At 67.9% G+C, this 24,969-nt stretch carries 23 protein-coding genes; 12 read left to right on the top strand and 11 right to left on the bottom strand.

Annotated elements, in window-relative coordinates; all coding sequences use genetic code 11:
* Positions 1–261 precede the first annotated feature (261 nt).
* Positions 262–1,140: an SAM-dependent methyltransferase gene (locus tag ACIQU6_RS15215; protein WP_403482077.1), complete on the top strand. Its 879-nt coding sequence runs from the start codon at positions 262–264 to the stop codon at positions 1,138–1,140.
* 381 nt (positions 1,141–1,521) lie between these two features.
* Here the strand turns inward: ACIQU6_RS15215 and ACIQU6_RS15210 are convergent, their stop codons facing one another.
* Entirely contained in the window at positions 1,522–1,860 is a 339-nt protein-coding gene (locus ACIQU6_RS15210; RefSeq protein WP_403482076.1) for a DUF4232 domain-containing protein, read from the bottom strand.
* Between ACIQU6_RS15210 and ACIQU6_RS15205 the strand changes: the two genes are divergently transcribed.
* Entirely contained in the window at positions 1,850–2,206 is a 357-nt protein-coding gene (locus ACIQU6_RS15205) for a hypothetical protein (RefSeq protein ID WP_403482075.1), read from the top strand. The two genes, ACIQU6_RS15210 and ACIQU6_RS15205, sit on opposite strands and share 11 nt — an antisense overlap.
* A 503-nt stretch (positions 2,207–2,709) precedes the next feature.
* Here the strand turns inward: ACIQU6_RS15205 and ACIQU6_RS15200 are convergent.
* Positions 2,710–3,963: an RICIN domain-containing protein gene (locus tag ACIQU6_RS15200; protein WP_403482074.1), complete on the bottom strand. Its 1,254-nt coding sequence runs from the start codon at positions 3,961–3,963 to the stop codon at positions 2,710–2,712.
* A gap of 561 nt (positions 3,964–4,524) precedes the next feature.
* Here ACIQU6_RS15200 and ACIQU6_RS15195 point away from each other — a divergent pair.
* Positions 4,525–4,944: a hypothetical protein gene (locus tag ACIQU6_RS15195; protein ID WP_403482073.1), complete on the top strand. Its 420-nt coding sequence runs from the start codon at positions 4,525–4,527 to the stop codon at positions 4,942–4,944.
* Positions 4,945–5,167: 223 nt separating this feature from the next.
* Here the strand turns inward: ACIQU6_RS15195 and ACIQU6_RS15190 are convergent, their stop codons facing one another.
* The 5 genes from ACIQU6_RS15190 to ACIQU6_RS15170 form a co-directional block, all read right to left on the bottom strand.
* On the bottom strand, positions 5,168–5,458 hold the full coding sequence (locus ACIQU6_RS15190) for a hypothetical protein (protein WP_403482072.1): 291 nt from the start codon (positions 5,456–5,458) through the stop codon (positions 5,168–5,170).
* A 53-nt stretch (positions 5,459–5,511) separates the two neighbouring features.
* On the bottom strand, positions 5,512–7,182 hold the full coding sequence (locus tag ACIQU6_RS15185; RefSeq protein WP_403482153.1) for an FAD-dependent monooxygenase: 1,671 nt from the start codon (positions 7,180–7,182) through the stop codon (positions 5,512–5,514).
* Between the two features lie 306 nt (positions 7,183–7,488).
* Complete coding sequence (locus ACIQU6_RS15180) at positions 7,489–8,235, bottom strand: SDR family NAD(P)-dependent oxidoreductase (RefSeq protein WP_403482071.1); 747 nt, start codon at positions 8,233–8,235, stop codon at positions 7,489–7,491.
* 95 nt (positions 8,236–8,330) lie between these two features.
* The gene (locus ACIQU6_RS15175; protein ID WP_403482070.1) at positions 8,331–8,762 is read right to left on the bottom strand and encodes an Rrf2 family transcriptional regulator; all 432 of its coding nucleotides are present in this window, start codon (positions 8,760–8,762) and stop codon (positions 8,331–8,333) included.
* Between the two features lie 123 nt (positions 8,763–8,885).
* Positions 8,886–9,737 (bottom strand): helix-turn-helix domain-containing protein, encoded by an 852-nt coding sequence (locus tag ACIQU6_RS15170; protein WP_403482069.1) that lies wholly within the window; start codon positions 9,735–9,737, stop codon positions 8,886–8,888.
* A 136-nt stretch (positions 9,738–9,873) separates the two neighbouring features.
* On the opposite strand from ACIQU6_RS15170, the gene ACIQU6_RS15165 reads away from it, so the two are divergent.
* The 4 genes from ACIQU6_RS15165 to ACIQU6_RS15150 all read left to right on the top strand — a co-directional run bounded on the left by ACIQU6_RS15165 (position 9,874) and on the right by ACIQU6_RS15150 (position 14,721).
* The gene (locus ACIQU6_RS15165; protein ID WP_403482068.1) at positions 9,874–10,617 is read left to right on the top strand and encodes an SDR family oxidoreductase; all 744 of its coding nucleotides are present in this window, start codon (positions 9,874–9,876) and stop codon (positions 10,615–10,617) included.
* A 34-nt stretch (positions 10,618–10,651) separates the two neighbouring features.
* Complete coding sequence (locus ACIQU6_RS15160) at positions 10,652–11,008, top strand: nuclear transport factor 2 family protein (protein WP_403482067.1); 357 nt, start codon at positions 10,652–10,654, stop codon at positions 11,006–11,008.
* Positions 11,009–11,487: 479 nt separating this feature from the next.
* Complete coding sequence (locus ACIQU6_RS15155) at positions 11,488–13,092, top strand: SulP family inorganic anion transporter (protein ID WP_403482066.1); 1,605 nt, start codon at positions 11,488–11,490, stop codon at positions 13,090–13,092.
* 189 nt (positions 13,093–13,281) lie between these two features.
* Positions 13,282–14,721 carry an alkyl/aryl-sulfatase gene (locus tag ACIQU6_RS15150; RefSeq protein ID WP_403482065.1) on the top strand — a complete coding sequence of 480 codons (1,440 nt, stop codon included), beginning with the start codon at positions 13,282–13,284 and terminating at the stop codon, positions 14,719–14,721.
* A gap of 70 nt (positions 14,722–14,791) precedes the next feature.
* On the opposite strand, the gene ACIQU6_RS15145 is transcribed toward ACIQU6_RS15150, so the two are convergent.
* Entirely contained in the window at positions 14,792–15,037 is a 246-nt protein-coding gene (locus ACIQU6_RS15145) for a DUF1049 domain-containing protein (protein WP_403482064.1), read from the bottom strand.
* Positions 15,038–15,507: 470 nt separating this feature from the next.
* Between ACIQU6_RS15145 and ACIQU6_RS15140 the strand changes: the two genes are divergently transcribed.
* From ACIQU6_RS15140 to ACIQU6_RS15120, 5 genes are all read left to right on the top strand, one after another.
* The gene (locus ACIQU6_RS15140; RefSeq protein ID WP_403482063.1) at positions 15,508–16,611 is read left to right on the top strand and encodes an amidinotransferase; all 1,104 of its coding nucleotides are present in this window, start codon (positions 15,508–15,510) and stop codon (positions 16,609–16,611) included.
* A 92-nt stretch (positions 16,612–16,703) separates the two neighbouring features.
* Positions 16,704–17,363 (top strand): GAP family protein, encoded by a 660-nt coding sequence (locus ACIQU6_RS15135; protein WP_403482062.1) that lies wholly within the window; start codon positions 16,704–16,706, stop codon positions 17,361–17,363.
* Between the two features lie 353 nt (positions 17,364–17,716).
* Positions 17,717–18,190, top strand: a complete 474-nt coding sequence (locus ACIQU6_RS15130) for a universal stress protein (protein WP_403482061.1) — start codon at positions 17,717–17,719, stop codon at positions 18,188–18,190.
* A gap of 556 nt (positions 18,191–18,746) precedes the next feature.
* Positions 18,747–20,108 carry a TrkH family potassium uptake protein gene (locus ACIQU6_RS15125; RefSeq protein ID WP_403482152.1) on the top strand — a complete coding sequence of 454 codons (1,362 nt, stop codon included), beginning with the start codon at positions 18,747–18,749 and terminating at the stop codon, positions 20,106–20,108.
* Positions 20,101–20,820: a potassium channel family protein gene (locus ACIQU6_RS15120; protein WP_403482060.1), complete on the top strand. Its 720-nt coding sequence runs from the start codon at positions 20,101–20,103 to the stop codon at positions 20,818–20,820. Before ACIQU6_RS15125 ends, ACIQU6_RS15120 begins: the two co-directional genes overlap by 8 nt.
* Positions 20,821–20,991: 171 nt before the next feature.
* Here ACIQU6_RS15120 and ACIQU6_RS15115 read toward each other — a convergent pair whose 3' ends face one another.
* The 3 genes from ACIQU6_RS15115 to ACIQU6_RS15105 all read right to left on the bottom strand — a co-directional run bounded on the left by ACIQU6_RS15115 (position 20,992) and on the right by ACIQU6_RS15105 (position 24,652).
* Positions 20,992–22,458, bottom strand: a complete 1,467-nt coding sequence (locus ACIQU6_RS15115) for a basic amino acid/polyamine antiporter (RefSeq protein WP_403482059.1) — start codon at positions 22,456–22,458, stop codon at positions 20,992–20,994.
* A gap of 147 nt (positions 22,459–22,605) precedes the next feature.
* Entirely contained in the window at positions 22,606–23,865 is a 1,260-nt protein-coding gene (locus tag ACIQU6_RS15110; protein WP_403482058.1) for an arginine deiminase, read from the bottom strand.
* 223 nt (positions 23,866–24,088) lie between these two features.
* Positions 24,089–24,652, bottom strand: coding sequence for a hypothetical protein (locus tag ACIQU6_RS15105; protein ID WP_403482057.1), 564 nt, complete (start codon positions 24,650–24,652; stop codon positions 24,089–24,091).
* Between the last annotated feature and the right edge of the window lie 317 nt (positions 24,653–24,969).

The following is a 24,969-nucleotide window of genomic DNA, read 5'->3' as shown; positions in this document are numbered from 1 at the left end:
TGGCAGAGCTCATCGGGGCCCACGACCGCCTGGCCGACTCGTTCCCGGCCGCCCTTCGGACGCCAGCCCGGCGGGTCGGGGTCTCGCGTGGCAGGGGCTCAGTGCCGGCGGAGTGACGTGGTGTCACCACGCGAATGACTCGATTTCAACCTTGGCAAGAACATGTATGGCACACCTAACATGTCGACTGCTCAGTGACCGTGCCGCGCTCGGCGAACGTCGCCGCCTCGCGGGCGTGGTCCGGTGATCGTGGAGGCGCTCGTGGATACGCACCAACAGTGGGACATCGTGACCGGCATCGGGGTTACCGCACTGGCGGTGGCAGCGGCCAGAGCGGTCGAGACCAGTCGTCCGGCATCCCTGGCCCAAGACCCCTTCGCTGCACGGTTCGTTACTGCGGCTCAGGCTTCGTCGCCGATGCCCACCTCGGTCGAAGACCTGGCCGCCGAGGCAGGCGAAGACGGCGGCGTGTGGCCGAACATGATCGACTACATTGCCGTCCGGACCCGGGCCTTCGACGACCACTTCCTGAACGCGGCCCGAGACGGCATCGCCCAAGCCGTCATCCTCGCCTCCGGCCTCGACAGCCGGGCCTTCCGGCTCGACTGGCGTCCTGGCACGGTCGTCCACGAGATCGACCAGCCGCTCGTACTGGACTTCAAGCTGCGGGTGCTGCGCGAAGCCGAGGCCGAACCGCGCTGCGACCACCGCCCCACGGGCATCGACCTGCGCGACGACTGGGCCGCGGCACTGCAAGGCGCGGGATTCGACCCAACCCTTCCCACCGCCTGGCTCGCGGAAGGACTCATGCCCTACCTCCCGCCCGAGGCCGAGGAAAACCTCCTGCATCAGGTCCACCGACTCTCGGCCCCGGGCAGCTACTTCGCGGCCGAGTACTTCTCCGACATGGGCACGGTGCTGACCGACCCGATGATGGAACGGAACGTGCTGGCCCTCGGTCTTGAACTCGGCGACCTGCTTCACAGCGACCGGCGCCCCAGCCCGGCCGAGCGCCTGGCAGAGCAAGGCTGGCAAACCCAGGTGGTGACAGGCCCAGACAAGGCCAACACCTACGGGCGTGCCCTGCGACCTTCCGCCATGCACGACAACGTCCGCCTCGTCTCCGCACACCTGCCGTGATCCGGGGGCCGCGGAAGACGAAAGCCGAGCACTTGTTGCGCTGAGGCGCCAACGAGCGGCGGCGCCACCTCAGAAGGCTCCCGCCGTCGCCCGCGTCTCTGACCGGGTGCCTGTGCCGTCGGCCTGAATACGCTCGACCTCTTGCTGATCACCCTCGATCGATGAGCCGGCACCGTGCAACATGCGGATGCCCCTCCCCAGCGAGAACACCCCGGCGGAGACATCCTTCGCGACCTCATCGGGAGTGGCGCCCCGATCCGTTGAGGTGTGCGGCCCGACCCGAACACGAGCCGGGCCGGGAGTGGAGCCCTGGTCGGCCAACCTTCGACAGGGCCAGCCTGGTGGACGCACTGACGCAACGGGCAGTCTTGCTACGGCCTGTCAGCGCTCTTCGAAGACCGGGGTGACTTCCAGCTTCCCCTTGCCGGTGTCGCTCACCGGCAGGCTGACCGAGACCGGGACGGTGACGTGGTGCGTCTCGTTCGGCGGGGTTACCACAAGGGCGGTGCCCCGGACGCCTGAGCCGCCGGTGTTGTTGATCGGATAGGCGATGTTGGCGGTGGCCCTCTTACCCGCCTTGAGGGTGAACGGCACCCCCACCTCCTGCTTGTTGCGCTCCACCGACTGCGTGCCGTAGTTGGTCTTCAGGTCGACGCCGGGGAACCCCTCCATCCGGCAGTTACTGCCGGTGTTCGTGAACGTGATGAGGATGTCGCCCACATCCTCGCGGGCCGCGCCCTGGTCCTTCGCCGTGATGCGCAGATTCGAGGTGAGGCACGTCGACTTCTTCGAGGGCGCCGAGGAGGCATGCGAGCCGTTCCCGGACGAAGACCCGGACCCACCGGAGGAGTTGGCAGACGATCCGCTGGACGAGTTCGAGGACGGCGCCGCGGTCGACGAGGAGCCGTCCTTGCCGTTCGAGTTCGAGGAGTCGTTCGCCTCACACGCCGTGAGTGCGACGGTGGCGGCCAATCCGACGGCGGTGGCGGTAACGGCCCTGCGGACGGATATGCGGTGCATGATGTGCTCCTCGGTAGCTGCGGACGTGACGCCCGGCGCAGTTTAGTGTCCGTCGCCGATCCTCTGGCCACCGGACGGCAGCCAGTATCCAATCCTGCGCTTTCGTCCGGCTAACTCCTCGCTAACACCTGCCCGTTGAGAATCGCCCTGCCGTCCCGTCACCTTTGTGCAGTCGCGCCGGCTACGTCCGTGCCCTCGCCGGGCTGCAGCCCGAACCCTGACAACTGCACCGCGCATCACCCGCGTTGGCTTGCCGCGTATGTCTGGCTGCGGTACTTCAACCGTGAGAGGGCCACCGTTACCACCTTCGAGCCAGACGGCCATCGCCGTACGGGACCGAAGTGGTGCGGAGGTGGCCGCGAGTGGGCCGACCTGGCGATTTCCCGTGTCAGGCGAGTCGGTTGATGAGGGGCGGGCTTGTCCGCATCGAGTCGGGTAGCCGCGTCACGGCAACGTGACGCGGCTACCCGACTCAGAGGGTGGACGGGCGGTGGGTCCGGCCGCTGCGAACGGCGGCGAGCTCACCGCCCTCATGGGCCGGGGCGAGGCTTACGCCGGGGGGCCTCCGGGTGTCCCGGGTCCGCCGGGGTCTCCGGGTGTCCCGGGTCCGCCGGGCGGGTCGGCCGCCGCGCTGGCGGGGTCCGGGTGGAGGTAGAAGACCTCGCCGGGGATCGGCGGGGCACTGGGCTGGTTGTGGCGCTGCACGATGGTGGCGTCGTCCGATTTCGAGTTGTGGTCGATGCTGGCGTACAGGCGCGTGGAGCGGTTCCGCAGCTCGGTCTGGTTGGGCCGGAACGGGTCGGGGTGGACCAGGGTCCAGTTCTGGGTGTCGGCCGTCGGGCCGCCCGGGGTCGGGGAGCCGTCCCTGCCGTGGCAGGTCCAGATGTTGAGGGCGTCGCCGGGCCGGGATTGCTGCCCGCTGTCGACGTCCAGGCACTTTTGGCTGCTGTAGCTGATCAGGCGGTACAACGGGCTGGTGTCGATGCCCCCGTTCCGCAGCAGGCCCCACAGCTGGTTGGTGGCGCCGTTGCCGTGGTACTGGACGACGTGCGTCCCGTCGCGCAGGCCGTCCTGGTAGACGTCCAGGTACAGGCCACTATGGGACGAGGTCACGGTGAGGTCCTGCGGCCCGGCCGCGGCCCGCAGCGAGCCGAAGTAGACGGGCCAGTGGTCACTGCCGCGGTTGGCCTGGACAGTGGCCTGCCAGTTCTCCGTCTGGATGTTGGAGACCATGTAGTCCAGTTCACCGCCACTTCGCTGGGTGGCCTGGCCGCTGTTGTAGATCCGGGATCCGGCCGGGAACTCACCGAGGTTCTGCTGGCCGGGGTCACGGTTGAAGTCCCCCAGAGCCACCCAGTTGGTGACGTTGCGCGTGGCCGCCGCGGCGGCGACCCTGCGCACCAGCGACGGTCCGTCGGCACCCCGCCCCCCGCCGTTCCGCCCGGCAGAGGCGTGGACGCTGGCGAACAGGACGTTGTCGGCCTGGCGGACCAGGCCGAGCCCGTCCCGGTACCTGCCGCCGATCTGCACGACCCGGTCGGCGCGGAACGAGGCGACCATGCCGACGTTCCGAGACGCCTGGGGGAGGATGTAGAGGTAGCGGTAGGTGTTGCGGGCGATTCTCCAGGAGTAGACCTCGACATTGCCGATCGAGCGCAGCTGCCGGACCCCCCGGGCCGGCACACTGGGTACTTCCTGAAGTGCCACCACGCTGTTGGTCTGCGCGATCGTGGCCACGCTGGCCCAGCGGTCGCGCCCGTTCTCCATGTTCCAGGTGACCAGCCGGTGGCTGTCGGGACTCACCGCCTGTGCTGTGCCTCCTCCCATCACCAGCAGGCCGCCTAGCATCAGTGCGCTGGCAACGACGGCGGCGGCACGGCGCGGCCGTCTGTCGCGCGCCCGGGTCATGGGCGCCTCAGACGGTCGCTTCGCCCGCCGTCGGCGCAGTAACGCGAGGAATTGCATGATTTGGGCTCTCCTTCGTGAGGAGTTGTGAACTCCGCGACGATCGCGCGGAGCCGGTGGCCCATCGGCACCGGAAGGTGACGGGGCGCCCCGACTCCGACGCTAAGGCCGAAGCCGGCGAATCGCCTGCCCCCCACCGTGCTTGGTAAGACCCCCGTAATAGGTCGACGACGCTCCTGCGTGCGCACAGGTGAAGTCCCTTTGCACGCAGTGGGGGTGAGGCTGTCTCACCAGGTTCTGCCCGAGTCCCCGAGCCGCGATCCGCGCCGTGGAAGTCGCGGTGCCTGCACGGTTGTTGGGACACCAAGGCTTGCGGACACCGTAATCGCCGGGCAGGAGAATGCAATTGGCCTCGACGTCCGCCGGTTCTCCTGGGTGTCGACGAGTTCGCGTTCCGCCGTGGCCGGCGCTACCCCAAGACCGTGCGAGATCGCCGCCCGCGGCTACCAGGGCTGTCGCGGAACCGTCCGCCGCTTCCTCAACTCCCTTGCCCAGCACAACGGTTCGCGCCCGACCTCACCGCCACCACCTGCGGCCGCTTGCCGCCTGGCCCGCAGTTTCGCGGTGATCCTGAGGTGGCGGGAGGGACACCGCCTCAACGAGTGGTGCACGCAAGCTGAGGAGCATGAGGTCAAGGAGGCTCGCGCGTTCGCCAACGGCCTGCGGAAGGATCTCGCGGCCGTCGTCGCCGGCCGCACCCTCCCACTCGGCTCGGGCGGCGTCGAAGTCAACGTCACAAGGATCGAGCTCCTCAAGCGCCAGCACTCTGGACGCGCCGGCTTCGACCTCCGCCGAAGACGCATCCTGCTCGCACACTGACCGACCGCTTCACGGAAATCGCCGAAGAGCCAGTTGAGCGAGTCCATGGACGGCAGCGTCCATACCGTCAGGAGAGTTCATGTCCGCGCCCACCTGACCATCCGGTGCTCCAACTTCGCCCACTCGCCTACGTGATGGACACGTCCCCGTTCACAGAGCTGAGCGATCGACTCGGTCCGCAGCCGCTTCCCCTGCTTCGCCGTGACCGGAAAGACAACGGGCATCAGCATGTTCTCCGTGCGTTGCCCGCACTGGAGTTCCTGCCATGCCTGGCGCAGGATCCGGGCGCCGCTGTAGCCGCCGAAGTCGGCTCCATCGCGATCGCGTCCGCCCGAACCTCAATGACCAGCAGGCAGACTTCGCGCACCCAGGCATCGGCGCCGCGGTCGCCGGAACGGTCATCGAGCACGTACAGGTGACCGTCACGTTCCCGGCCGGTGGCGGCGATGCCCGCTTCGTCGCCGACGGCGGACTGGCTGCCGCTCGCCTTTCGGGCCGCGCGCGAGGGCGACAACTGGCCGGGTAGACCCGCAAGTTCTGGTGCCGCTCCGCCCTCGGCAGCGGGAGTCAGACGAAGGTTCGGCGCAGATGTGCCGTCAGACGTTCCGGTACGGCGGGGTGGAAGCGTCCGGAGAGGTAGCCGTCTGGACGGATCAGGATGGCCTCGCCGTCACGCGGCGCGTAGGCGTCTCGGAACTCACCTGCCGCGTCGCACACCCGTGGTGGGTGCAGGCCGACCGGCCGTGCGTCCCCCGGTACCTCTGCGGCGGTGACCAGGTAGGCGTCGAGCAGGCCGTGAGCGGCGCGATGCGCCTCGGCGGCACAGGACTCAAGCCGGGCGGCACCGTCTCCTGACGCGTGCTGCGGGCCCGCGAACAGCAGCAGCACGTGACGCGGAGTGCGCAGCAGGTCGAAGAGGCGCCGCGGGTAAGTGGCGAGTTCACTGAGCAGGCCGCGGCAGTCAGGTGCCCGGTCGCCGGGAGCAGGGCCGACATCCGGTGTGCCGTCCGCCTGTGGCTGGGTGAGTGGGCTGTCGGGATAGGCGACCAGCAGTTGGGCCTGTCGCCGCAGCATCATCTCGTTGTCGGATCCGTTGTTGAGGGGCCCGGAGCCGGCCTGACGGACGGCGCGGGCATGACGGACCGTGCGGTTGAGTACTTCCTCCGCGACCGGACGTCGTTCTGCGTGATACGTCTCAAGCAGGCCGTCTGTGGCCAGGCCGCGGACGACCAGGGCAAGTTTCCAGGCGAGGTTGTAGGCGTCCTGTACACCGGTGTTCAGGCCCTGCCCGCCGAGCGGTGGGTGGATGTGCGCGGCGTCCCCGGCGACGAAGAGGCGCCCGTTCCGGTAACGGTCGACCAGGCGGTGACTGGTCCGGAAGCTGGACGACCAGCGCAGCGTGGAAGCGGTTGTCACCTCCGGGGACAGCCGGTCGAGCACGGCCTGGATCTGGCCGAGGTCCAGACCCTGACCATCTCCCAGGCCAAGCCCGCTCTCGTCCGACGCGCTCGACTCGTCTTCGCCCTCGGCCTGGGCACTGGGACACAGCATCGACAACCAGTACCGCCGGCCCCCCGGCATCGGGATGCAGACGAGCATGTCGTCCACCTCACCGTTCGCGTCCAGTTTCACGGATCGCATGCTGTGGCCAGCGGGCAGTTCCCAGTCGACCTCGACGTCGCCGATCATGTACTGCTCGGGGAAGGCGTCGCCCTCGAAGGTCAGCCCGGCCACCTTGCGGACCAGGCTGTGCGCACCGTCGCAGCCTACGACGTAGCGGGCGTGCAGGCGCTCGATCTGGCCGTCGGCGTGGGCGAGAGTGGCTTCGACCTCGTCAGGGTGGGTCTCCAGCGAGCGGAGCTCGATCGATCTCTCCACTTCGGTGCCAAAGCTCGCAAGGTGCTCGGCGAGCAGCCGCTCGGTCTCGTACTGGGGCAGCGTGGCGAAGGGGTAGGGGATCTCCGGTGGCAGGGTCAGCTCCACTCGGGGGCGAGGTTTACCGTCGATGTAGACCAGCTGGCCCAGATGGGGCACCGCCTTGTCCAGGGCCCTGCGGACCAGGCCCATGGCGTCCCACACCTCCAGCGTGCGGGGCACGATTCCGATGGCCTTGGCATAGGGTTCCGGGGCGGCCAGCCGATCGACGATGCGGCAGTCCACGCCGTGCCGGCGCAGCTCGGCCGCTACCGTCAGGCCCACAGGACCAGCACCCACCACGAGTACGTCGACATCGGCCATGGTCATGCCCTCTCGTCATCCGGATCGGCTCAGGAGCAAGTCTGCTTGACCAGATCGCATCGTGCCTGCTGGGACTACGCCCCGCCGCGGGAATTGGGTCGCGCTGACTTCTCTCCCTGGCGGGAACATCTGCCATATGGGGCCCTTCCCGAATCTGTCTGTTCCTCGGGAGGCAACACGTCAGACCAGGTTGCATGTTGACCGGTGCGAGGTCGCGTGGCGCGCGGAGGAGATGTCGGTGCGGCGCCGAGTCGGTGTCAGGGAGTCGCCCTCGGCGCGGGATTGCGCCGAGGGCGATCTGTGTGACTAGAGCTGGGTGGCACCGCCGTCGACGAACAGTTCCGCGCCGGTGGTGAAGGAGCTCTGGTCCCCAGCCAGGTAGAGGGCGGTGGCGGCGACCTCGTCGGGACGGCCGGCTCGGCCGAGTGGGGTCGGTGCGGCGGGCTCGGCGGCCTGGCCGTCTTGGGGGAGTGCGGCGCGCAGTTCGTCGGCGCCGGGGGTGGTGACGGGGCCGGGGGTGACGGCGTTGACTCGGATGCCGCGGTCGGCGAGTTCGGCGGCCCAGGTGCGGGCCAGGCTACGGATCGCGGCCTTGGTGGCGGCGTAGATGCCCAGGCCCGGGACAGCGCGCAGGGCGGCGCTGGAGGAGAGCAGGATCACCGAGGCGCCGGCCGGCAGCAGGGGAAGTGCCTTTTGGACGGTGAAGACCGTGCCCTTGAGGTTGATGGAGGTGGTGCGTTCGTAGTCCTCCTCGGTGATGGTGCCGAGCGGGCCGGAGTCGCCGACGCCGGCGTTGGCCACGACGATGTCGAGTTGACCACTGCGCTCGGTGATCTCGGCGAAGATCCGGTCGAGGTCGTCGAGCTTCGATACGTCGCTTTGGATGCCGATGGCGCGGCTGCCGATCTGCTGGACGGCGCTGTCCAGTTCGGCCTTGCGGCGGCCGGTGAGGTAGACGGTGGCTCCCTCGGCGGCGAACCGGCGGGCGATGGCCAGGCCGATGCCGGTGGACGCCCCGGTCACGAGGGCGGTCTTGTTGTCGAGCTGTCCCATGACATTCTCCCAATGGTTGATGTAACTGTTGTGGTTACATTTAGGGGCGCGAAAAGCGCCCGACTGTCGCGGCCCGGTGGGGCCGGCGGTCGAAACTAGGCGGCTTTGAGTACGTCGCGCAGCACGTCTTCCAGGGTGGTTCTTGCCAGCTCCGCGCGGAGGGCGGTCTCGACTCCGTCGTAGGCGACGCCCAGCACCGGTGCGATGCCGTGGCCCACGACGCACTCGGGGTCGGGTGTGGCCGGGTGCAGGGCGAAGATCGGCCCTGGCTCCACTGCCTCGTAGACGTCGAGCAGAGTGATCGTCGACAGGTCCCGCGAGAGCGTCCAGCCGGCGCCGGCGCCTCTTCGGGAGTCGACCAGTGCCGCCTTGCGCAGCTGGGCCAACAGGCGCCGGATCACTACGGGGTTGGTGTTGACGCTTGTCGCGATCTGCTCGGAGGTGGCGACGTCATGGCCGCGGCGCTGATACAGCCCGATCCAGGTCAGGGCGTGTGCGGCGACGGTCAGCCTGCTGTTGGCACTCATCTGGTCTGTGACCTCCCTTCGTGTTGTAACTATAACAGTTATGACTGTCCTCGGCGAGTGCCTGAGCTGACCTCCCGGGTGGAGACCCCGTTCGGGAGGAGCGAGAGACCTCGGTGGTCGCCGTCACCGCCGGTCGGCCGGGCCGCTCCGGTCGCCTGCGGAGCGGTGGGCATCGAGCGAGGCCAAGCGGCGGGCGTCGGGGCTTGCGGGCTCGGCGGTGCCGACCAGGAGGTACTGGCCGGGAGCGTTCTGGACCTCGAACGTCTGGTAGGCGAGCGTCAGCCGTCCGGCCCGCGGGTGGTGGAAGGTCTTGGACTTGTTGGTCAGGCGGCTGACGTCCTGCCGGCTCCAGAGTTCCGCGAACTCCGCGCTCTCCGTGCGGAGTTCGTCGATCAGGGCGCGCATAAGCGGGTCGTTGCGCTCGTGGCCGTGGGCCAGCCGCAGCGTGGCGACGGTGTCACGGGCCACGGTGTGCCAGTCGGCGAACAGTTCGCGGGCCGCGGGGTCGCAGAACAGGGATCGGGCCATGTGTCGAGGGTCCGTGAGCGGAGAGAGCAGGGCGTCGGCGAGTGCGTTCGAGGCGAGGACGTCCAGGCGCCGGTTGACCACGTAGGCCACCGCCGCGGGGAAGGCGTCCATCAACTGCAGCAGTTCCGCCGCGACCTGCTCCTCGGCCGGAGAGGAGGGCGCCTGGTGCTCGGGCACGAGCCCGGCCAAGCGGTAGGCGTGCCAGCAGGCATCGACTCCCAGTCGCAGGGCCCGCGCGAGGGCGTCGACGACCTGGCCGGAGGGATGCCGTTCGCGGCCCTGTTCCAGACGGGTGTAGTAGTCGGCGCTGACCCCGGCCAGGACCGCGACCTCCTCGCGCCGCAGTCCGCTGACGCGGCGCCCTCGGGAAAGGGGGAGGCCCACGTCGCCCGGGCTGAGCCGGGAACGACGCGCCAGCAGGAATTCCCCCAGCTCATTGCCGCTCACCCCCGGATCGTACGCCGCCGCTTCCTGGGAGTGGCACACCCAGGAAGCCCCGTCCTGCCACCTGCGCGGGATCGGACACATCCTGGAGGCACCGGTCATCGCACCCCGTGGCCGTCGTCACCCCGAAGGGAAACCCATGTCCAACCCGTCCACCACGGTCACGTCGAAGGTGGTCCTCATCACCGGAGCCAGCAGCGGTATCGGCGAGGCCACCGCCCGAACACTCGCCGCCGCGGGCCACCACGTGGTTCTCGGGGCCCGGCGCACCGACCGCCTGACTGCCCTCGCCACGGACATCGAAGCCCGAGGAGGAAGTGCCCTTCCGCTCAGCCTGGACGTGACCGACCCGGCCGCCGCGCGGTCCTTCGTCGCAGCCGCCCACGACCGGTACGGGCGCATCGACGTCCTGGTCAACAACGCCGGCGTCATGCCCCTCTCGCGCCTGGACTCGCTGAGGATCGACGAGTGGAACCACATGATCGACGTGAACCTGCGCGGGGTCCTGCACGGCATCGCCGCCGTCCTGCCGATCATGCAAGCCCAGCGCCGCGGGCACATCGTGAACATCTCCTCCGTCTCGGGACTGCGGGTCGACCCGACCGCAGCCGTCTACAGCGCCACCAAGCACGCCGTACGCGCCCTCTCGGAGGGCCTGCGCCAGGAGAGCCGGGAACTACGAGTCACCGTCGTCAGTCCGGGCCTGACCCGAAGCGAGCTGACCGAATCCATCGGCGACAGCGGGGTCAAGGACGCGGTGCGGGACCAAATGGGCATCGCGATCCCCGCCACCGCGATCGGTGCAGCGGTCCGCTACGCCATCGACCAGCCCGCCGACGTAGACGTCAACGAACTCGTCGTCCGACCCACGGCCCAAGAATGAAAACCCGCACCCGAGTCACGGAACGGCAGCACCGATGGTGAGCGAACAGCAGGTACACGACTGGGTCGAAGGCTACGTGCGAGCCTGGACCACCAACAGCAGGAAGGACATCGCCGCACTGTTCACCCCACACGCCGAATATCACGAATGGCCTTACGAGACCGCCTGGTTCGGCCGCGAGGCGATCGTCGACGGCTGGCGCGACCGCGCACCATGGCAGGAGGGCGGCTGGGAATTCGAGTGGACCCTTCTCACCATCAACGGCGACACCGCCGCGATCGAGGGCACCGGCCGGTACAAAGAACTGGGCACCTTCGCCAACCTCTGGACCATGACATTCGACAAGAACGTCACATGCGCCATGTTCCGCATGTGGAACAACCAGGTCTGAATCGCGCGACGGGCAGAGCCGAACGCCGGCGCCCCGCCGCGCTTGGCCCTTCACCAGGTCGGTATACGGCTCGTCCCACGGGTCCTTGAGCCCGAAGCCGCGGTGTGGGTTCTCCAACCAGCTGCACCAGTGCCAGCCCAGACGCCACGACCGGGCCGCGAACGTGTCGGCGATCATCCGGTAGCCCTCGCCGCGCTCGGCCTGGTCGCGTGCCGACCCGACGCGCGAAGGGCTCATGGCTGTCGGACACCAATTGCCGGTATCCGCCAGGAGGATCGGCAGCCCGGTGCGCTCGTGCCACAGGCCGACGTTGTGCGGGTACCGCAGATTCGTGTCGTCCGCGTGGACGATGCCGATGGACGAGAACGGATTCCCATCGGGTGTCAGGAACCGCCATCGGGCCGAAGTGTCCAGCGTGACGTATCCGTGCGCGGCCATGCCCGTCCCTCTCCCGGTCGCCGTGTTCGCGGACCGCGGCAGTGCGCCGGGCCGAAGGTCTTGCTTCGGGGCTACTCGCCGCGGTGAGCCCCGTTGCGGGTCTGTACGGGTACCTCGTGGGGACTATCGCGGGCGCACTGTCCACCAGTTCGGTGCTGATGTCCGTGCAGGGCACCGGAGCGATGGCAGTGCTCATCGTCAACGTGCCCCAGGTGAGGGGCGGACCACAGGCAGCCGGGGCCCTGGCCACGCTCGCCGTGTTGAGCGGTGTGACCATGCTCGTCTTCGGCGTGCTGCGGCTTGGGTCGCTGGTGCGCTTCGTGCCCAACGCGGTGCTCACGGGCTTCGTCAACGCGGTCGCGGTGAACATCGTTCTGTCGCAACTGGCCCACGTCACCGGGTACAAGAGCGCGAGTCCCAACCGTATCGCCAGCGCGGTGGTCACCGCCCTGCACGTGGAGTCCTTCCGCTGGCAGACAGTGGTGGTGGCCGTCGCAACCCTGGTACTGGTCGTGGGGCTGGAGCGGACGCCACTGGGCGCCCTGGGCATGGTAGTTGGAGTGGTGGTCACATCGGCGCTGACGGTGGTGACGGGTTGGAAAGGCGTCGTACAGGTGCAAGAAGTGGCCGCCATCCCCCCGCATCTTCCGTCGCCGCAGCTCCCGTCGCTGTCGACCGTGGCCCCGTTGCTCGTCCCGGCCGTCTCGCTGGCATTCGTCGGCCTGGTGCAGGGCGCGGCGATCAGCCAGTCGGTGCCGAACCCCGACGGTAAGTACCCCAACGTCTCGGGGGACTTCCGAGGGCAGGGGGTCGCCAATCTCGCCGCCGGACTCTTCGGCGGCGTGCCGGTCGGTGGGTCCATGTCGGCGACCTCCCTGCTGCGCACAGCGGACGTGCGCAGTCGGCTGGCCAACATCACGGCAGCCGCCGTGATGGCCGCTGTCATCCTGTTCTTCGCCGGCCTCGCCGGCCTCGCCGGACGCATCGCCATGCCTGCGCTCGCCGCACTGCTGATGTTGGTGGGATTGCGCACCTTCAACATCGACCGGGTTCGGATGGTATGGCGCACTGGGGGGACCCAGGCGATGGTGATGACGGTGACGTTCTTCCTCACGCTGTTGATCCCACTGCAGTACGCCGTGCTCTCCGGGGTGGGGATCTCCGTGGTGCTGTTCGTGGCGCGGCAGTCCAACAAGGTGACAGTCGTCCGTTGGAGATTCCCGGAAGGGGCGATCCGCCCGCGGGAGGACGAACCCCCGCAGGCGCTGCCGGCGCACGAGGTCGTGGTGCTCGCGGTGTACGGGAGCCTGTTCTTCGCCTCGGCACGGACCGTCGAGGCACAACTCCCCGACGTCACAAGGGAGTCGGTGGGATCGGTGGTGGTGCTCAGGCTGCGTGGCAAGGAGGATCTGGGCAGCACCTTCATCCAGGCCGTCACCCGATACGAGCGGGAACTCGACGAGGTGGGGAGTCACCTCGTCCTGGCAGGAGTGGGAGACCGGGTGCGCAGTCAACTGGAGCGCACCGGAGCGCTGGCGCAGCTCGGACCCGACAACGTCGTTTCTGCCACGGCCGAGGTGGGAGAGTCCTTGCAGGTCGCGATCGAGCGGGCACACCGGCTCAGCGGCGAGCCTCCACAAGACTGATGTCCCATCCCATCGAGCGTCGTAGTCAACCGGTTGAGAGTCGGGCTGTTGTACTGGGGCAATGAGCCAGAAACCTGCCGCCTCGGTACTGGTGGAACAGCAGCAACGGTTGAGGGGAGCACTGCCCTTCGCGGACACCGCGGACTTCGACAACGCGGGTCGTGCGACCACTTCGGCGGGGTCAAGGGCGTGACCAACCAGCAGGATGTCGACGCGGGCCAGGTTTGCGTCCTGGCACCTGTGGGCTTCGAAGAACACGCGGTGGCCGAGAACGTCTTCGCGGGCACCGCCATGGCCCGCCGAGCCGGATACATGTACGGCGCCGCACTCGAACGCGGCCCGCGCGGGCAGGTGGGAGCGGGGCTTGGCCAGACCACCTCGACCGGAACCTTCACGCTGATCCGCCCCACCGTGCACGTCACGGAGACGGGCCAGGAGGAAGTCGTTGACGGCATCAGGATGCGCTTCCAACTGGCTCCGCACTCCGAAGCCCCCGCGGAGATGCACATCCACTTCCCCGACCACCGGGCACTGTGCATTGCGGAGAACGCCACCCACACCCTGCACAACATCCTGACCATCCGCGGGGCGCGCGTGCGCGACCCCCATGCATGGGCCGGCTACCTCACCGAGGCGATCGACCTGTTCGCCAACGAGACAGAGGTTGCGTTCGCCCCACACCACTGGCCGACCTGGGGCAAGGACCGCGTGGTGGAGTTCCTCTCCCTCCAACGTGACCTGTACGCCTACCTCCACGACCAGACACTGCGGATGCTCAACCAAGGACTGGTCGGCTCCGAGATCGCCGAACACCTCCAGCTCCCGCCCGCGCTGGAGAACACCTGGCACACCCGCGGCTACTACGGGTCCGTCAGCCACAACGTCAAAGCCATCTACCAGCGCTACATGGGCTGGTACGACGGCAACCCCGCTCACCTGTGGCAGTACCCGCCCGCCGAAGCCGCCACCCGCTACCTCGACTTCATGGGAGGCGCCGACGCCACCGTGGCCAAAGCCCGGCGCTCCTACGAGGCGGGCGACTACCGCTGGGTCGCCGAAGTCATGGGCCACGTCGTTGCCGCCCACCCCGACCACGCCGACGCTCGTACCCTCCTCGCCGACGCCTACGAACAACTCGGCTACGGCTCCGAGAACGGCACTTGGCGCTGCGCCTACCTTTCCGGGGCCCACGAGCTGCGCCACGGTATCTTCGGCACCCCCGTCTCAGGAGTGTCGCCGGACTTGATCGCCCAGCTCGCCCCGGAGCAGCTCTTTGACGCCCTGGCCATCCGGATCAACGGCCCCCGCGCCTGGCACGAACACCTCGCTGTGGACGTGGAGTTGACCGACACCGGCCAGCGCTACCGGCTGCGGCTGGCCAACGGAGTCCTCACCCACAGCGCAGCCCAGCAGCACACACCGGCTGATGCCACGCTGAGGGTGACGAGAACGGCACTGCCGAAGCTGACAGCCGGAGAAGCGACACCAGAGGCCCTCAGTGACCTCGGCGTAGAGATGGACGGCGACCCGTCAGTGCTCGACCGGCTGCTGGCCACACTCGACTCCCCGGACCCGAACTTCGCCATCGTCACCCGTCCACCCGCCGCATGCGGCGATGCCCGTGCCTGACGGGCGCCAGCAGCCCTGGTGGACCCTCGACTCTGACGACGCGGCTACGGGCACGCGAGCGGCATCGCGCTCAGTGTTGCCGTCCGCGCCGGCTCGCGAACCACAGGCCGGAGATCAAACCGATGACCCACACGATCAGCAAGGCCACCCACAACGGCATCGTGATGATGGGGATGATCAGCCTGATCTGAGCTTCCGCTCTGTTCTCGAAGATGAAGACCAGAGCGAGCACGCAGAGCAGAACTGGGACGAGCCAGCTGCTGTGACGCCATCCGCCCGTGCGGTTCGATGATTGCTTTGCCGTCCGCTGTGCCATGACCGCAGAACCCTGCCCTTCTGCGCCATTCGCTATCCACTCCCTTCCAGGGTGCGCTCGAAGGGACCTGCCCGCCATCGGTCTCCCCGGCCGCGCCGGACGTCAGGGTCGACCTTGTCGAACAAGCTGTTCAGAAGAGCTACGGTCACCGCAGGCTGCGATCGCGGTGAAGGCCATAACAGCTCCAACAGTGCCGATGGCATACAGATCGGCAGCGCCACTGTTCAGACCGCCCGACATGGCCACAGCAGGATTTCGGTATGGCGGCCGACAGCAGCAGACTCAGAGACGAAGCCAAGGTCGACTTCGGCAGGATGGCGCTCGATCAGGCGATCATGTCCCGCGCTCCGCACCTTTCGGACACTCATCCCGTTTGCCGGACATGGAGGTAGTGCAGTGGCTCAGTATTTTGCCCACGACGGTCCCTCACTACAGGCTCTGGACCACGCGTGATGTCAGCACTATCGGCCATGACTGACGACGCTGCGGAATCGTCCGCCCCGCCGGTCGGTTCGCACAACGAATGGGACCCGCTGGAAGAGGTCATCGTCGGGCGCCTCGATGGCGCGAGGATCCCGTCCGACCATCCGGTCGTGGCCTGCAACATCCCGCCCTGGGCGACGCGGTTGCAGGCGTTTGCCGCCGGACACAGATATCCGCGCATGCTGATCGAGCCGGCACAGCATGAGCTCGATCAGTTCATCGCTCTCCTCCAGTCGCTCGACATCACGGTCAGACGCCCGGACGCAGTCGACCACGGGCGACGCTTCGGCACCCCCGACTGGTCGTCGCGCGGCTTTTGCAACACCTGTCCGCGGGACAGCATGCTCGTGATCGGCGACGAGATCATCGAGACCCCGATGGCATGGCCGTGCCGGTATTTCGAGACCCACTCCTACCGCGAGATCCTCAAGGACTACTTCCGGCGCGGCGCGCGCTGGACGGCGGCACCAAAACCGCAGCTCACTGACGCACTGTTCGACGCGGATTTCACTGTCCCCGAGCCCGGGGAGCCGATGCGGTACATCCTCACCGAGTTCGAGCCGGTTTTCGACGCGGCGGATTTCCTGCGCGCCGGACGCGATCTGTTCGTGACGCGAAGCAACGTCACCAACCGCATGGGAATCGACTGGTTGCGTCGCCACCTCGGACCCGGCTATCGCCTCCACGAGATCGAGAGCCGCTGCCGCACGCCCATGCACATCGACACGACGTTGACCCTGCTCTCGCCCGGCAAGGCACTGGTCAATCCCGAATACATCAACGTCGACCACCTGCCCGACGTCCTGAAGTCATGGGACATCCTGATCGCGCCCGAGCCCGACCCGATCGACGACCGCCTGCTGAGGATCACCTCGATGTGCGGTGCATGGCTCAACATGAACCTTCTGATGATCGACGAAAACCGGGTGATCGCTGAGCGACACCACACCACCATGCTGCGCGCCCTCGAAGAATGGGGATTCGAGCCGATCCCGTGCGACCTACTGCACTACGCGCCGTTCGGCGGCTCGTTCCACTGCGCGACGCTCGATATCCGGCGCCGCGGCACGCTCGAATCGTATTTCCAGTGATCGGCCCCCAGCTCACTGCGCGCCAACCCCAGGATGGGCCCGCGTGAGACGATCACAGTGCGTTGCAAGGTTGGAGGCAGCCGATGAGTTCCGTGATCGGCGAGGTCGCACCACCTGCGCTGGGAATCGCGCTGTCACCGTTCCCCGTCATCCCGGCGATCTTGTTGTTGTTCACCCGCAGGCCACGGGCGACCAGCAACGTGTTCCTGACCGGCTGGACGATCGGGATCGCCGTACCCACCGGCGTCTTCACCACGCTGGCCTCGGTCATCGAACAGCATGAGGAGACGCCCACCTGGGCCTCTTGGGCCAGGATTGTCCTGGGCACAATCCTGCTCGCCGTCGGTATCCAACGCTGGTTCAGCTCGCGACAGCAGAAGACGGCGCCGCAGTGGATGCGCTCCCTTGAGGAATCAACCCCCGCACCGGCTCTGCGACTGGGGCTGCTGCTGTCGGCAGCCAACCCCAAGATCCTTCTACTGGCCATGGCAGGCGGACTCAGCATCGGCGCCGCCGACCTACCAGCACCCCGCACCGTCACCGCCGTCGTCGTTTTCACCGCCATCGCGGCCTGCACCGTCGCCCTACCCGTGCTGCTCCACGCGCTCCTCGGCGAGCGGATCGTCGCCCCGCTGCGCCGTGCGAAAGGCTGGCTCGAAGTCCACAACGCCACGGTCATGACCCTGGTGATCACCGCGATCGGCATCGTGCTGATCGCCGAAGGATGCACGACGCTGTGGAACCAGCGCTGACCGACGACGGACCGAACCACCTGCTCAGCAACGCCGCTCACGACAGCCACGGAGAGCCGCCTCGCCCGCGGCTCGGTCCATCGCGCGCCCAGCGTCGTCCGAGGCGTCGACACCGACGACCAACGGCGCACGCGGGCCCCCGCCACCCCGTCGGCACGACCGGAGCAGACGCGGTGCAGCGCGCCGCACCACCGGGCCGGCCGGAGGCCGGACGGCCGTGCTGGGGCCGGGTGGCCCCGACGGTGTGGACCTGTGGGCCCAAGCGCCCCGACCCGCTGCGCCGGAACCTGACGACGGGAAGGTGCCCAGGAGCCGATGCCGCTCCTGCGGAGCGGCGGATCACGGAGGTCACCATGAGCGGAACACCAGGGAAGGACCGCATCGTCGTGGGCGTCGACGGCTCGGACTCCTCGAAGGATGCCCTGCGTTGGGCGGTGCGCCAGGCCGAGTTGACCGACGGTGTCGTGTGCGCGGTGACCGCGTGGGAGCACACGCCATTGTTCGGCTCGGTCGGTCGGATGGGCGTGCACGCGGAACTCGCCGACGATCTGAAAGCCGAGGCGAGCCGGGTACTCGACGATGCCGTTGAGGAGGTCGTACCGCCGGAGCAGGCGGCCCGCGTCCGCCGTAGCTTGGCGTACGGCACCCCCGCAGCGGCGTTGGTGGACCAAGCCAAGGGCGCTGACCTGTTGGTGGTCGGCAGCCACGGCCGCAGCGGGTTCACGCGCGCTCTCCTGGGATCGGTCAGCCAACACTGCACTCAGCATGCGCCGTGTCCGGTCGTCGTCGTCCGCAGAGGGCGCGAAGCGCCGGACCGCGGAACGTAGCTCCTCCGCGCCGTCCGCCCCGCCACACCGCCCGCCGGCACCCTCCTGAAAACGGCTCCATCGACAACTGAGGTCGTGTACCTGGCGCGTCTGCCGGGCCCAGCGCTTCGCCAACCACTCCCAGACCGTGGCCAGTTCAGCGACCAGCTCCTGGCGGTCTTGGCACAGACCCCAGTGTTCGATCTGCCGACGTGGCCCGCAATCGGGCCACTACGGCTGTCTACACGGAAAGTCGGCGGGCAGAGCCCCTGACAGTCGAGCCGTGGTCCGTGGACGACAGAAGGCAACAGCAGGACCAGCCCCCGGGGCGGCTCGGCCGACGGTGCTCGTGACCGGCAAGAGGCGGGAGAGCTGGGCAAGTCGTCCTGTGCGGCAGCCTGTCCCCACTTTTTGACGGCACGACTCCGACAGTCGGGCGCCAGCCGCATACGTCGGGGAGTGCTTATCGCGGAATGAAGTGAAATCTGCGGCAAGCCCGTCTATATCTCAGACAGGCTTTGTCGTAAAACCAGCTGAAGGACTGCCGCAAGGAAGGTCAGACGTAGTGCCCGGACGCATGGCACGGCTGTGGCACTCGCTGACCACCGCCCATCCGGCCCGCACGGTCGTCATGGCGTTCGCTGCAGTGATCGTGATCGGCACCGCGTTACTGGCGCTGCCCGTGTCGTCCCGAGAGAACAGTGCGACCGACCTCATCACCTCGTTGTTCACCTCGACCTCGGCTGTCTGCGTCACCGGGCTCGTGGTGGTCGACACCGGCACGTACTGGAGTGGCTTCGGCGCCGGCGTCATCCTCGCGCTCATCCAGGTTGGCGGCTTCGGCATCATGGCGCTGGCCTCGTTGCTCGCACTGCTGGTAACCGGAAAGCTGGGGCTTCGGATGCAGTTGAGCGCCCAGGCGGAGACCAAAAGCCTGGGCATCGGGGACGTGCGCCGTGTCCTGCGCGGGGTCGCGGCCACCACCGCCACCGTCGAAATCGCCGCCGGCGTCATCCTCGCCCTACGTTTTCGCTACAAGTACGGTGAGCCGGTCGACCGAGCGGCATACATGGGTCTCTTCCATGCGGTTTCGGCCTTCAACAACGCTGGCTTCGGACTGCACGCGAACAGCCTCACCCGCTACGCCCAGGACCCCTGGGTGACGCTCCCCGTCGCGGTTGCGGTCGTCCTGGGAGGCATCGGGTTCCCCGTAGTGCTGGAGCTGTTGCACCACCGCCTGCAACGGCGCACGGGCGGACGCCGGCGATGGTCACTGCACACCAAGCTGACACTGGTCACCACGGTCGTCCTGCTGGTCACCGGCACGGTGTTGACCTGTCTGCTGGAGTGGACCAACCCAGCCACGCTGGGACGCTTCGACTGGGACGAGAAGCTGCTGAACGGCTTCTTCCACTCGGCGATGAGCCGTACCGCCGGATTCAACGCCCTCGACATCAGCGAGATGCAAGCCTCGACGTTGCTGATGACGTGCATGCTGATGTTCATCGGCGGCGGCAGCGCGGGCACCGCCGGCGGCATCAAGGTCACCACCTTCGCCGTGCTCGCCGCGGCGATCCTGGCCGAGGTGCGTGGCGAACCGGACTCCACCGTCATGGACCGACGCCTGGAACCGCACGTCCTGCGCCAAGCGCTGTCCGTGGCACTGCTCGGTATGGGACTCGTGACAGCAGCCACGATCTCGCTGCTCACCGTCGTCAACGCGCCTTTTGAAGACGTGCTCTTCGAAGTCGTGTCCGCCTTCGGCACGGTCGGACTGTCCCCAGGGATCACGGCAGACTTGCCCACGTCCGGCCGGCTGGTCCTCATTCTGCTCATGTTCGTCGGCCGACTTGGACCGATCACCCTGGCCTCGGCGCTCGCGCTGCGCAATCGCACCCGCCGCTACCAACTACCCGAGGAGCGACCCGTCATTGGGTAACTACCTGCACGCCCTGCGCCGTCGCCGCCGCGAATGGCTCGCCAAGCAGCACCTGGAGCCGAGTGACGAACGGCTCGCCGTGATCGGCCTGGGCCGTTTCGGCAGCTCGCTGGCCCACGAACTGACGCGCTGCGGTTGGGACGTCCTTGGTATCGACACCGACGCGGCCCTTGTCCAACGGCACAGAGAGGCGCTGACCCATTCCGTCGTCGCCGATTGCACCGACCCCGAAGTCCTCCGGCAGCTGGGAGTGCACGAGTTCACCGTCGCGGTCGTCGGCATCGGAACCGACATCGAGGCCAGCATGCTGATCACCTCCAACCTGTTGGATGTCGGCGTGCCCAACATCTGGGCCAAAGCGGTCAGTCACCAGCACGGCCGGATCCTGGAACGAATCGGCGCCCACCACGTTGTCCTCCCCGAACACGAGATGGGTGAGCGGGTAGCTCACCTGGTGACTGGAGGAATGCTCGACTTCATCGAGTTCGACGACGACTACGCACTCATCAAGACCGTCGCGCCCGCGGTCGTCACCGGCACCCCACTGGGACAGTCCGTCGTGCGCAGCCAGTACGGCGTAACCGTGGTCGGCATCAAACGGTCAGGCCAGGACTTCACCTACGCCACCGCCGAAACGGTCGTCGAAGAGGGCGACATCATCATCGTCACCGGAAAGACCCACGCGGTGGAGGCATTCTCCGGACTCAGCTGACGGCTCTGCGGACTCCGGCATCCTGGAGACGATCGCCGGGACCCGGTGAGCCCGTCACTGCCCGCCGTACTACTTCGTCCTTGCACGGGGCGTTCGTGCTTGGGCCAGCAGGTGGTCACGGGCTCCTGTGAATCCGTCTGCTGGACACGACGGTGGATCCGGTTCGTGGTGTCACAGTTCGATCCAGCCGGCGGCGATCGCCAGGATGCCGACGACGGCACCGACCACGGAGACTGCGAAGATGACGAGTTCGCGTGAGGTGAAGAGGATCCGGCCTTGCTCGCGGCGGGCCATGACGAACAGCACGGTGGCGGGCGCGTAGACGATGAACGAGACCAGCACGAACTTCAGCCCGGCTGCGTACAGCAGGAACGCCGTGTACGCGGTGGCCAGTGCGGCGGTGACCAGTTCGCGGGTGGTGCCTTCCCGTCGGGTGGCGCCGGGACCGCGGTAGAGGGCGATCTTCAGCGCGTAGCCGGCGGCCAGGAGGTAGGGGATGAGTGACAGCGCGCTGGTCAGGTCGAGGGTGAAGTCGAAGGCGTCGTTGGAGAACAGCGTGATGACGAGGACGAGCTGCGACAGGCAGGTGGTCATCAACAGGGCGGGCACCGGCACGTCGGCGGCGGACGAGCGTCGCAGGAAACGGGGCATGTCGTCGTCCTTCGCGGCGACGAACAGCACCTCTGCCGCCATCAGGCTCCAGGCGAGGTAGGCGCCGAGCACGGAGACGATCAGGCCCACGCTCACGAACACGTTGCCCCAAGGGCCGACGGCAGCCTGCAGCACCTGCCCCATCGAGGGCTGACGCAGCGTCGCGATCTCGCGCATGGGCAGGATGCCGTAGGAGACGATGGTCACCGAGGCGAAGACCGCCAAGACGCTTAGGAAACCCAGGATGGTGGCCCGGCCGATGTCTTCGCGGCGCTTGGCGTGGCGGGAATAGACGCTGGCGCCCTCGACACCGATGAAGACGAAGACCGTGACCAGCATCGTGCTGCGCACCTGGTGGAAGAGCGAACCCGCGTAGTCGGCGCCGAAGAGGTTCTCGGCGAAGACACCGGGTCTGAGACAGAACAGTGCCAGGACGATGAAGACCAGGATGGGGACGAGTTTGGCGACGGTGACGATCCGGTTGATTGCCGTGGCTTCCCTGACCCCGCGTCTGATCAGGAAAAAGAACCCCCAGAGGCCGATCGAGGAGAGCGCTGCGGCGAGCAGCGTCTCACCGTTTCCGAGCGCCGGCGCGACGGCCCCGACGGTGGACATGATCAGCACCCAGTAGGTGACGTTCCCCACGCATGCGCTGGCCCAGTAGCCGAACGCCGAGAAGAAGCCGAGGTATTCGCCGAAGCCGGCCTTGGCGTAGGCGTACATGCCGGCATCCAGCTGCGGCCTGCGGACGGCCAGTGTCTGGAAGACGAAGGCGAGCATCAGCATGCCCAGGCCGGCGATCGTCCAGGCGATCAGTGATCCGATGACACCGGTCGCTTGGGCGAACCGGTTCGGCAGTGAGAACACTCCGGCTCCCACCATCGAGCCGACGACCATTGCCGTCATCGTCGTCAAGCTCAGCTTGGCAGGAGCCGGTGACGCACCGTCGGCGCTCTGCGCGCCCCCACCAGCATGCGCCTCGGTCATGTCGCCTCTCCGTTGGTGTCGGCCGGACCCGTGATGGGCGCGGAAGCTCTTTCGATCTCGAATCCGGTGACGCCGCAGGGGACGCTCTTCGCACGTCTGCCGTCAACCCTGATGGCATCGCGTCCTCACGCGCCTGTCGACGGCTGGTCAGTAGGCCACCGGTTCACGGATGATGGGGCAGGTCATGCAGTGGCCCCCGCCTCGGCCACGGCCGAGTTCGGCACCGACGATGGTGATGACCTCGACGCCGGCTTTGCGCAGCAGGGTGTTGGTGGTGGTGTTGCGGTCGTAGGTGAAGACCACGCCCGGCTCCAGGGCAACGGCGTTGTTCCCGCTGTCCCACTGCTGGCGTTCGGAGGCGTAGACGTCGCCACCTGTGGCGATCACGTGCAGCTTCCCGAGGCCCAGCGCCTTGGCGACCACCGTGGTGAAGGAGCGTGAGCCCTCGTCGGTGATCTCGACGCCGGAGGCACCGTCGGAAGGGCGCAGCGAGAAGGCATGGATGCTGTCGGTGATCGTGGGGTAGAGGGTGACGATGTCGCGGTCCGCGAAGGTGAAAACGGTGTCCAGGTGCATCGCTGAGCGCAGCTTGGGCATGCCGGCGACGATGACGTGCTGAGCTGCACCATGGCGGAACAGGGAAGCGGCGACCTGGGTGATGGCCTGGCGGGAGGTTCGCTCGCTCATGCCCATCAACACCACGCCGTTCCCGACGGGCATGATGTCGCCGCCTTCGAAGGTGGCCTGGGCCCAGTCCAGTTCGGGGTCGCCCCACCAGACCGTGGACCCCGCGTAGTCGGGATGGAAGGTGTAGACCGCCTTCATCAGCAGGGTCTCGTCATGACGGGCGGGCCAGTAGAGCGGGTTGAGAGTGAGGCCGCCGTAGAGCCAGCAGGTGGTGTCGCGGGTGTAGAGGGTGTTGGGCAGAGGCGGCATCAGGTACTCGCGTGTGCCGGTCGCCTCTCGGGCCAGGGCGAGGTAGCCGGTGCGGTGGTCCTCGGGGAGATCGGAGGTGGCGAGTCCTCCGATGAGGAACTCGGCAAGTGCGTGCGGCTGCAGGGACTCCAGGTATGCACGGGTGCCCTCGATCAACCCGAGACCGACCTGGTTCGCGGTGATCTTGCGGTCCAGCAGCCATGAGCGGGCCTCGGGAAGCGCCACGGTCTGCGCCAGCAGATCGTGAAGCTCGACGACTTCCACCCCGCGCTGGGTGAGCTTGTTGACGAAGTCTGCATGGTCGCGCTGGGCGTTCTCCACCCACATGACATCGTCGAACAACAGGTCGTCCGCGTTGGTGGGCGTCAGGCGGCGATGGGCCAGCCCGGGCGCGCAGACCAGGACCTTGCGCAGTCGGCCGACCTCGGAATGCACGCCGTAGGCATGGGCGGGTACGGCGGTGTCGGTCATATCCATCCTTCGGTTACGCAGTCGGAGCCCTGCGTCTTTTCGATCCACCGTTGCCCAGACTTCCCGAACGAGGCCAGTGCACATGGGCCGTTCGGACGTCCGGCTCCGGCGGTAGCGCTCCTCCGGTCCCGACGGCGGAGCTCCTGCGCGCCTGGCGCGCTCGACTGGCCCACCGGGCACGGCTACTTTCCTTCGCGGCCCCGGGAACCATGTGTATCGACGGTCAGTAACGTTGTGCCTTGGCCAGCCGGGCGGTGAGTTTGGGCTCCGGAGGCTGGCGGCTGAACGCGATGGGCTGTACACGCTGGCCCGGCTTGAGGTCCTCGGCGCCGACATATCGGGTCTCGACCACGTGCCCCTTGGCGTCCACGAAGTCGATTTGCGCGGCGTACGAAGCGACATGGTCGGTCTTGTTGACGATGGGGACGTGAACAGCGAGTACGCCGCCGGTCTTGGCCCGGGCGATGCCGGTCATGCCGACCTCGTTGAGGGCGTTCCCGCGCCCCGAAACGTTCTTGAGTGCCTTCTGGGACGCCGCGGCGGCACGTGCGGTCTCCGCCGACACCGAGGCTTCGAACTCCGAGGCGCTCGCGGATACGGAGGGCGGCGTACCGGACGGCGTGGCCGTTACCGGCGAGGAGGTCGTTCTGGACGCGGACCCGGCGCCCGTGCCGCCGTGGCTGCCGCATCCAGCCAGCGCGCCGGCTGTGAGGGTGCACGTGAGGGCGGCCGTCATCGGGGCCAGCAGCCTCACCTTCCGACGGCGGGCGGGGTGGGAGGTAGGCATCGGTCTTCCTTCGGTGTGGGGGCTGTTCTCGGCTCATCGTCGGTGCTGCCCGCCACCCCCGCGACCCGGCCGGCCCCAACCGGCGGCGCCCCGGACTGCGGCGAGCGTTTCTCCCGACGGCGATCCGGTCACGGAAGACCCCGCCCAGGCCCGCCGGGCGGATTCGTGGACATCTCGCCGTACGACGCCGTGCGTTGCGCGCAGTGCGAAACGCGATCCCGTCGTGAAGCCCCCTGAGGCGCGCCCTGACGTCAGTGGGCGCCTGGTCGAAGGCGCGGCCCCGTTCCGCAGGGGGCTGGCTTGTGGCTGAGTGTCAA

Origin of the sequence: Streptomyces sp. NPDC090442 (assembly GCF_044769405.1) — a bacterium.
Classification (GTDB): domain Bacteria; phylum Actinomycetota; class Actinomycetes; order Streptomycetales; family Streptomycetaceae; genus Streptomyces.
Note: the sequence above shows the minus strand (reverse complement) of the source record. Positions and strands in the feature narration are given on the sequence as shown.

Bases quoted from the DNA above. Each gene is read 5' to 3' on its own strand.
- ACIQU6_RS15205 (WP_403482075.1), top strand. From the start codon at position 1,850: ATGTCGCCCACATCCTCGCGGGCCGCGCCCTGGTCCTTCGCCGTGATG.
- ACIQU6_RS15185 (WP_403482153.1), bottom strand. From the start codon at position 7,182: ATGGCCGATGTCGACGTACTCGTGGTGGGTGCTGGTCCTGTGGGCCTG.
- ACIQU6_RS15180 (WP_403482071.1), bottom strand. From the start codon at position 8,235: ATGGGACAGCTCGACAACAAGACCGCCCTCGTGACCGGGGCGTCCACC.
- ACIQU6_RS15175 (WP_403482070.1), bottom strand. From the start codon at position 8,762: ATGAGTGCCAACAGCAGGCTGACCGTCGCCGCACACGCCCTGACCTGG.
- ACIQU6_RS15165 (WP_403482068.1), top strand. From the start codon at position 9,874: ATGTCCAACCCGTCCACCACGGTCACGTCGAAGGTGGTCCTCATCACC.
- ACIQU6_RS15160 (WP_403482067.1), top strand. From the start codon at position 10,652: ATGGTGAGCGAACAGCAGGTACACGACTGGGTCGAAGGCTACGTGCGA.
- ACIQU6_RS15145 (WP_403482064.1), bottom strand. From the start codon at position 15,037: ATGGCACAGCGGACGGCAAAGCAATCATCGAACCGCACGGGCGGATGG.
- ACIQU6_RS15140 (WP_403482063.1), top strand. From the start codon at position 15,508: ATGACTGACGACGCTGCGGAATCGTCCGCCCCGCCGGTCGGTTCGCAC.
- ACIQU6_RS15130 (WP_403482061.1), top strand. From the start codon at position 17,717: ATGAGCGGAACACCAGGGAAGGACCGCATCGTCGTGGGCGTCGACGGC.
- ACIQU6_RS15125 (WP_403482152.1), top strand. From the start codon at position 18,747: ATGGCACGGCTGTGGCACTCGCTGACCACCGCCCATCCGGCCCGCACG.
- ACIQU6_RS15115 (WP_403482059.1), bottom strand. From the start codon at position 22,458: ATGACCGAGGCGCATGCTGGTGGGGGCGCGCAGAGCGCCGACGGTGCG.
- ACIQU6_RS15110 (WP_403482058.1), bottom strand. From the start codon at position 23,865: ATGACCGACACCGCCGTACCCGCCCATGCCTACGGCGTGCATTCCGAG.
- ACIQU6_RS15105 (WP_403482057.1), bottom strand. From the start codon at position 24,652: ATGCCTACCTCCCACCCCGCCCGCCGTCGGAAGGTGAGGCTGCTGGCC.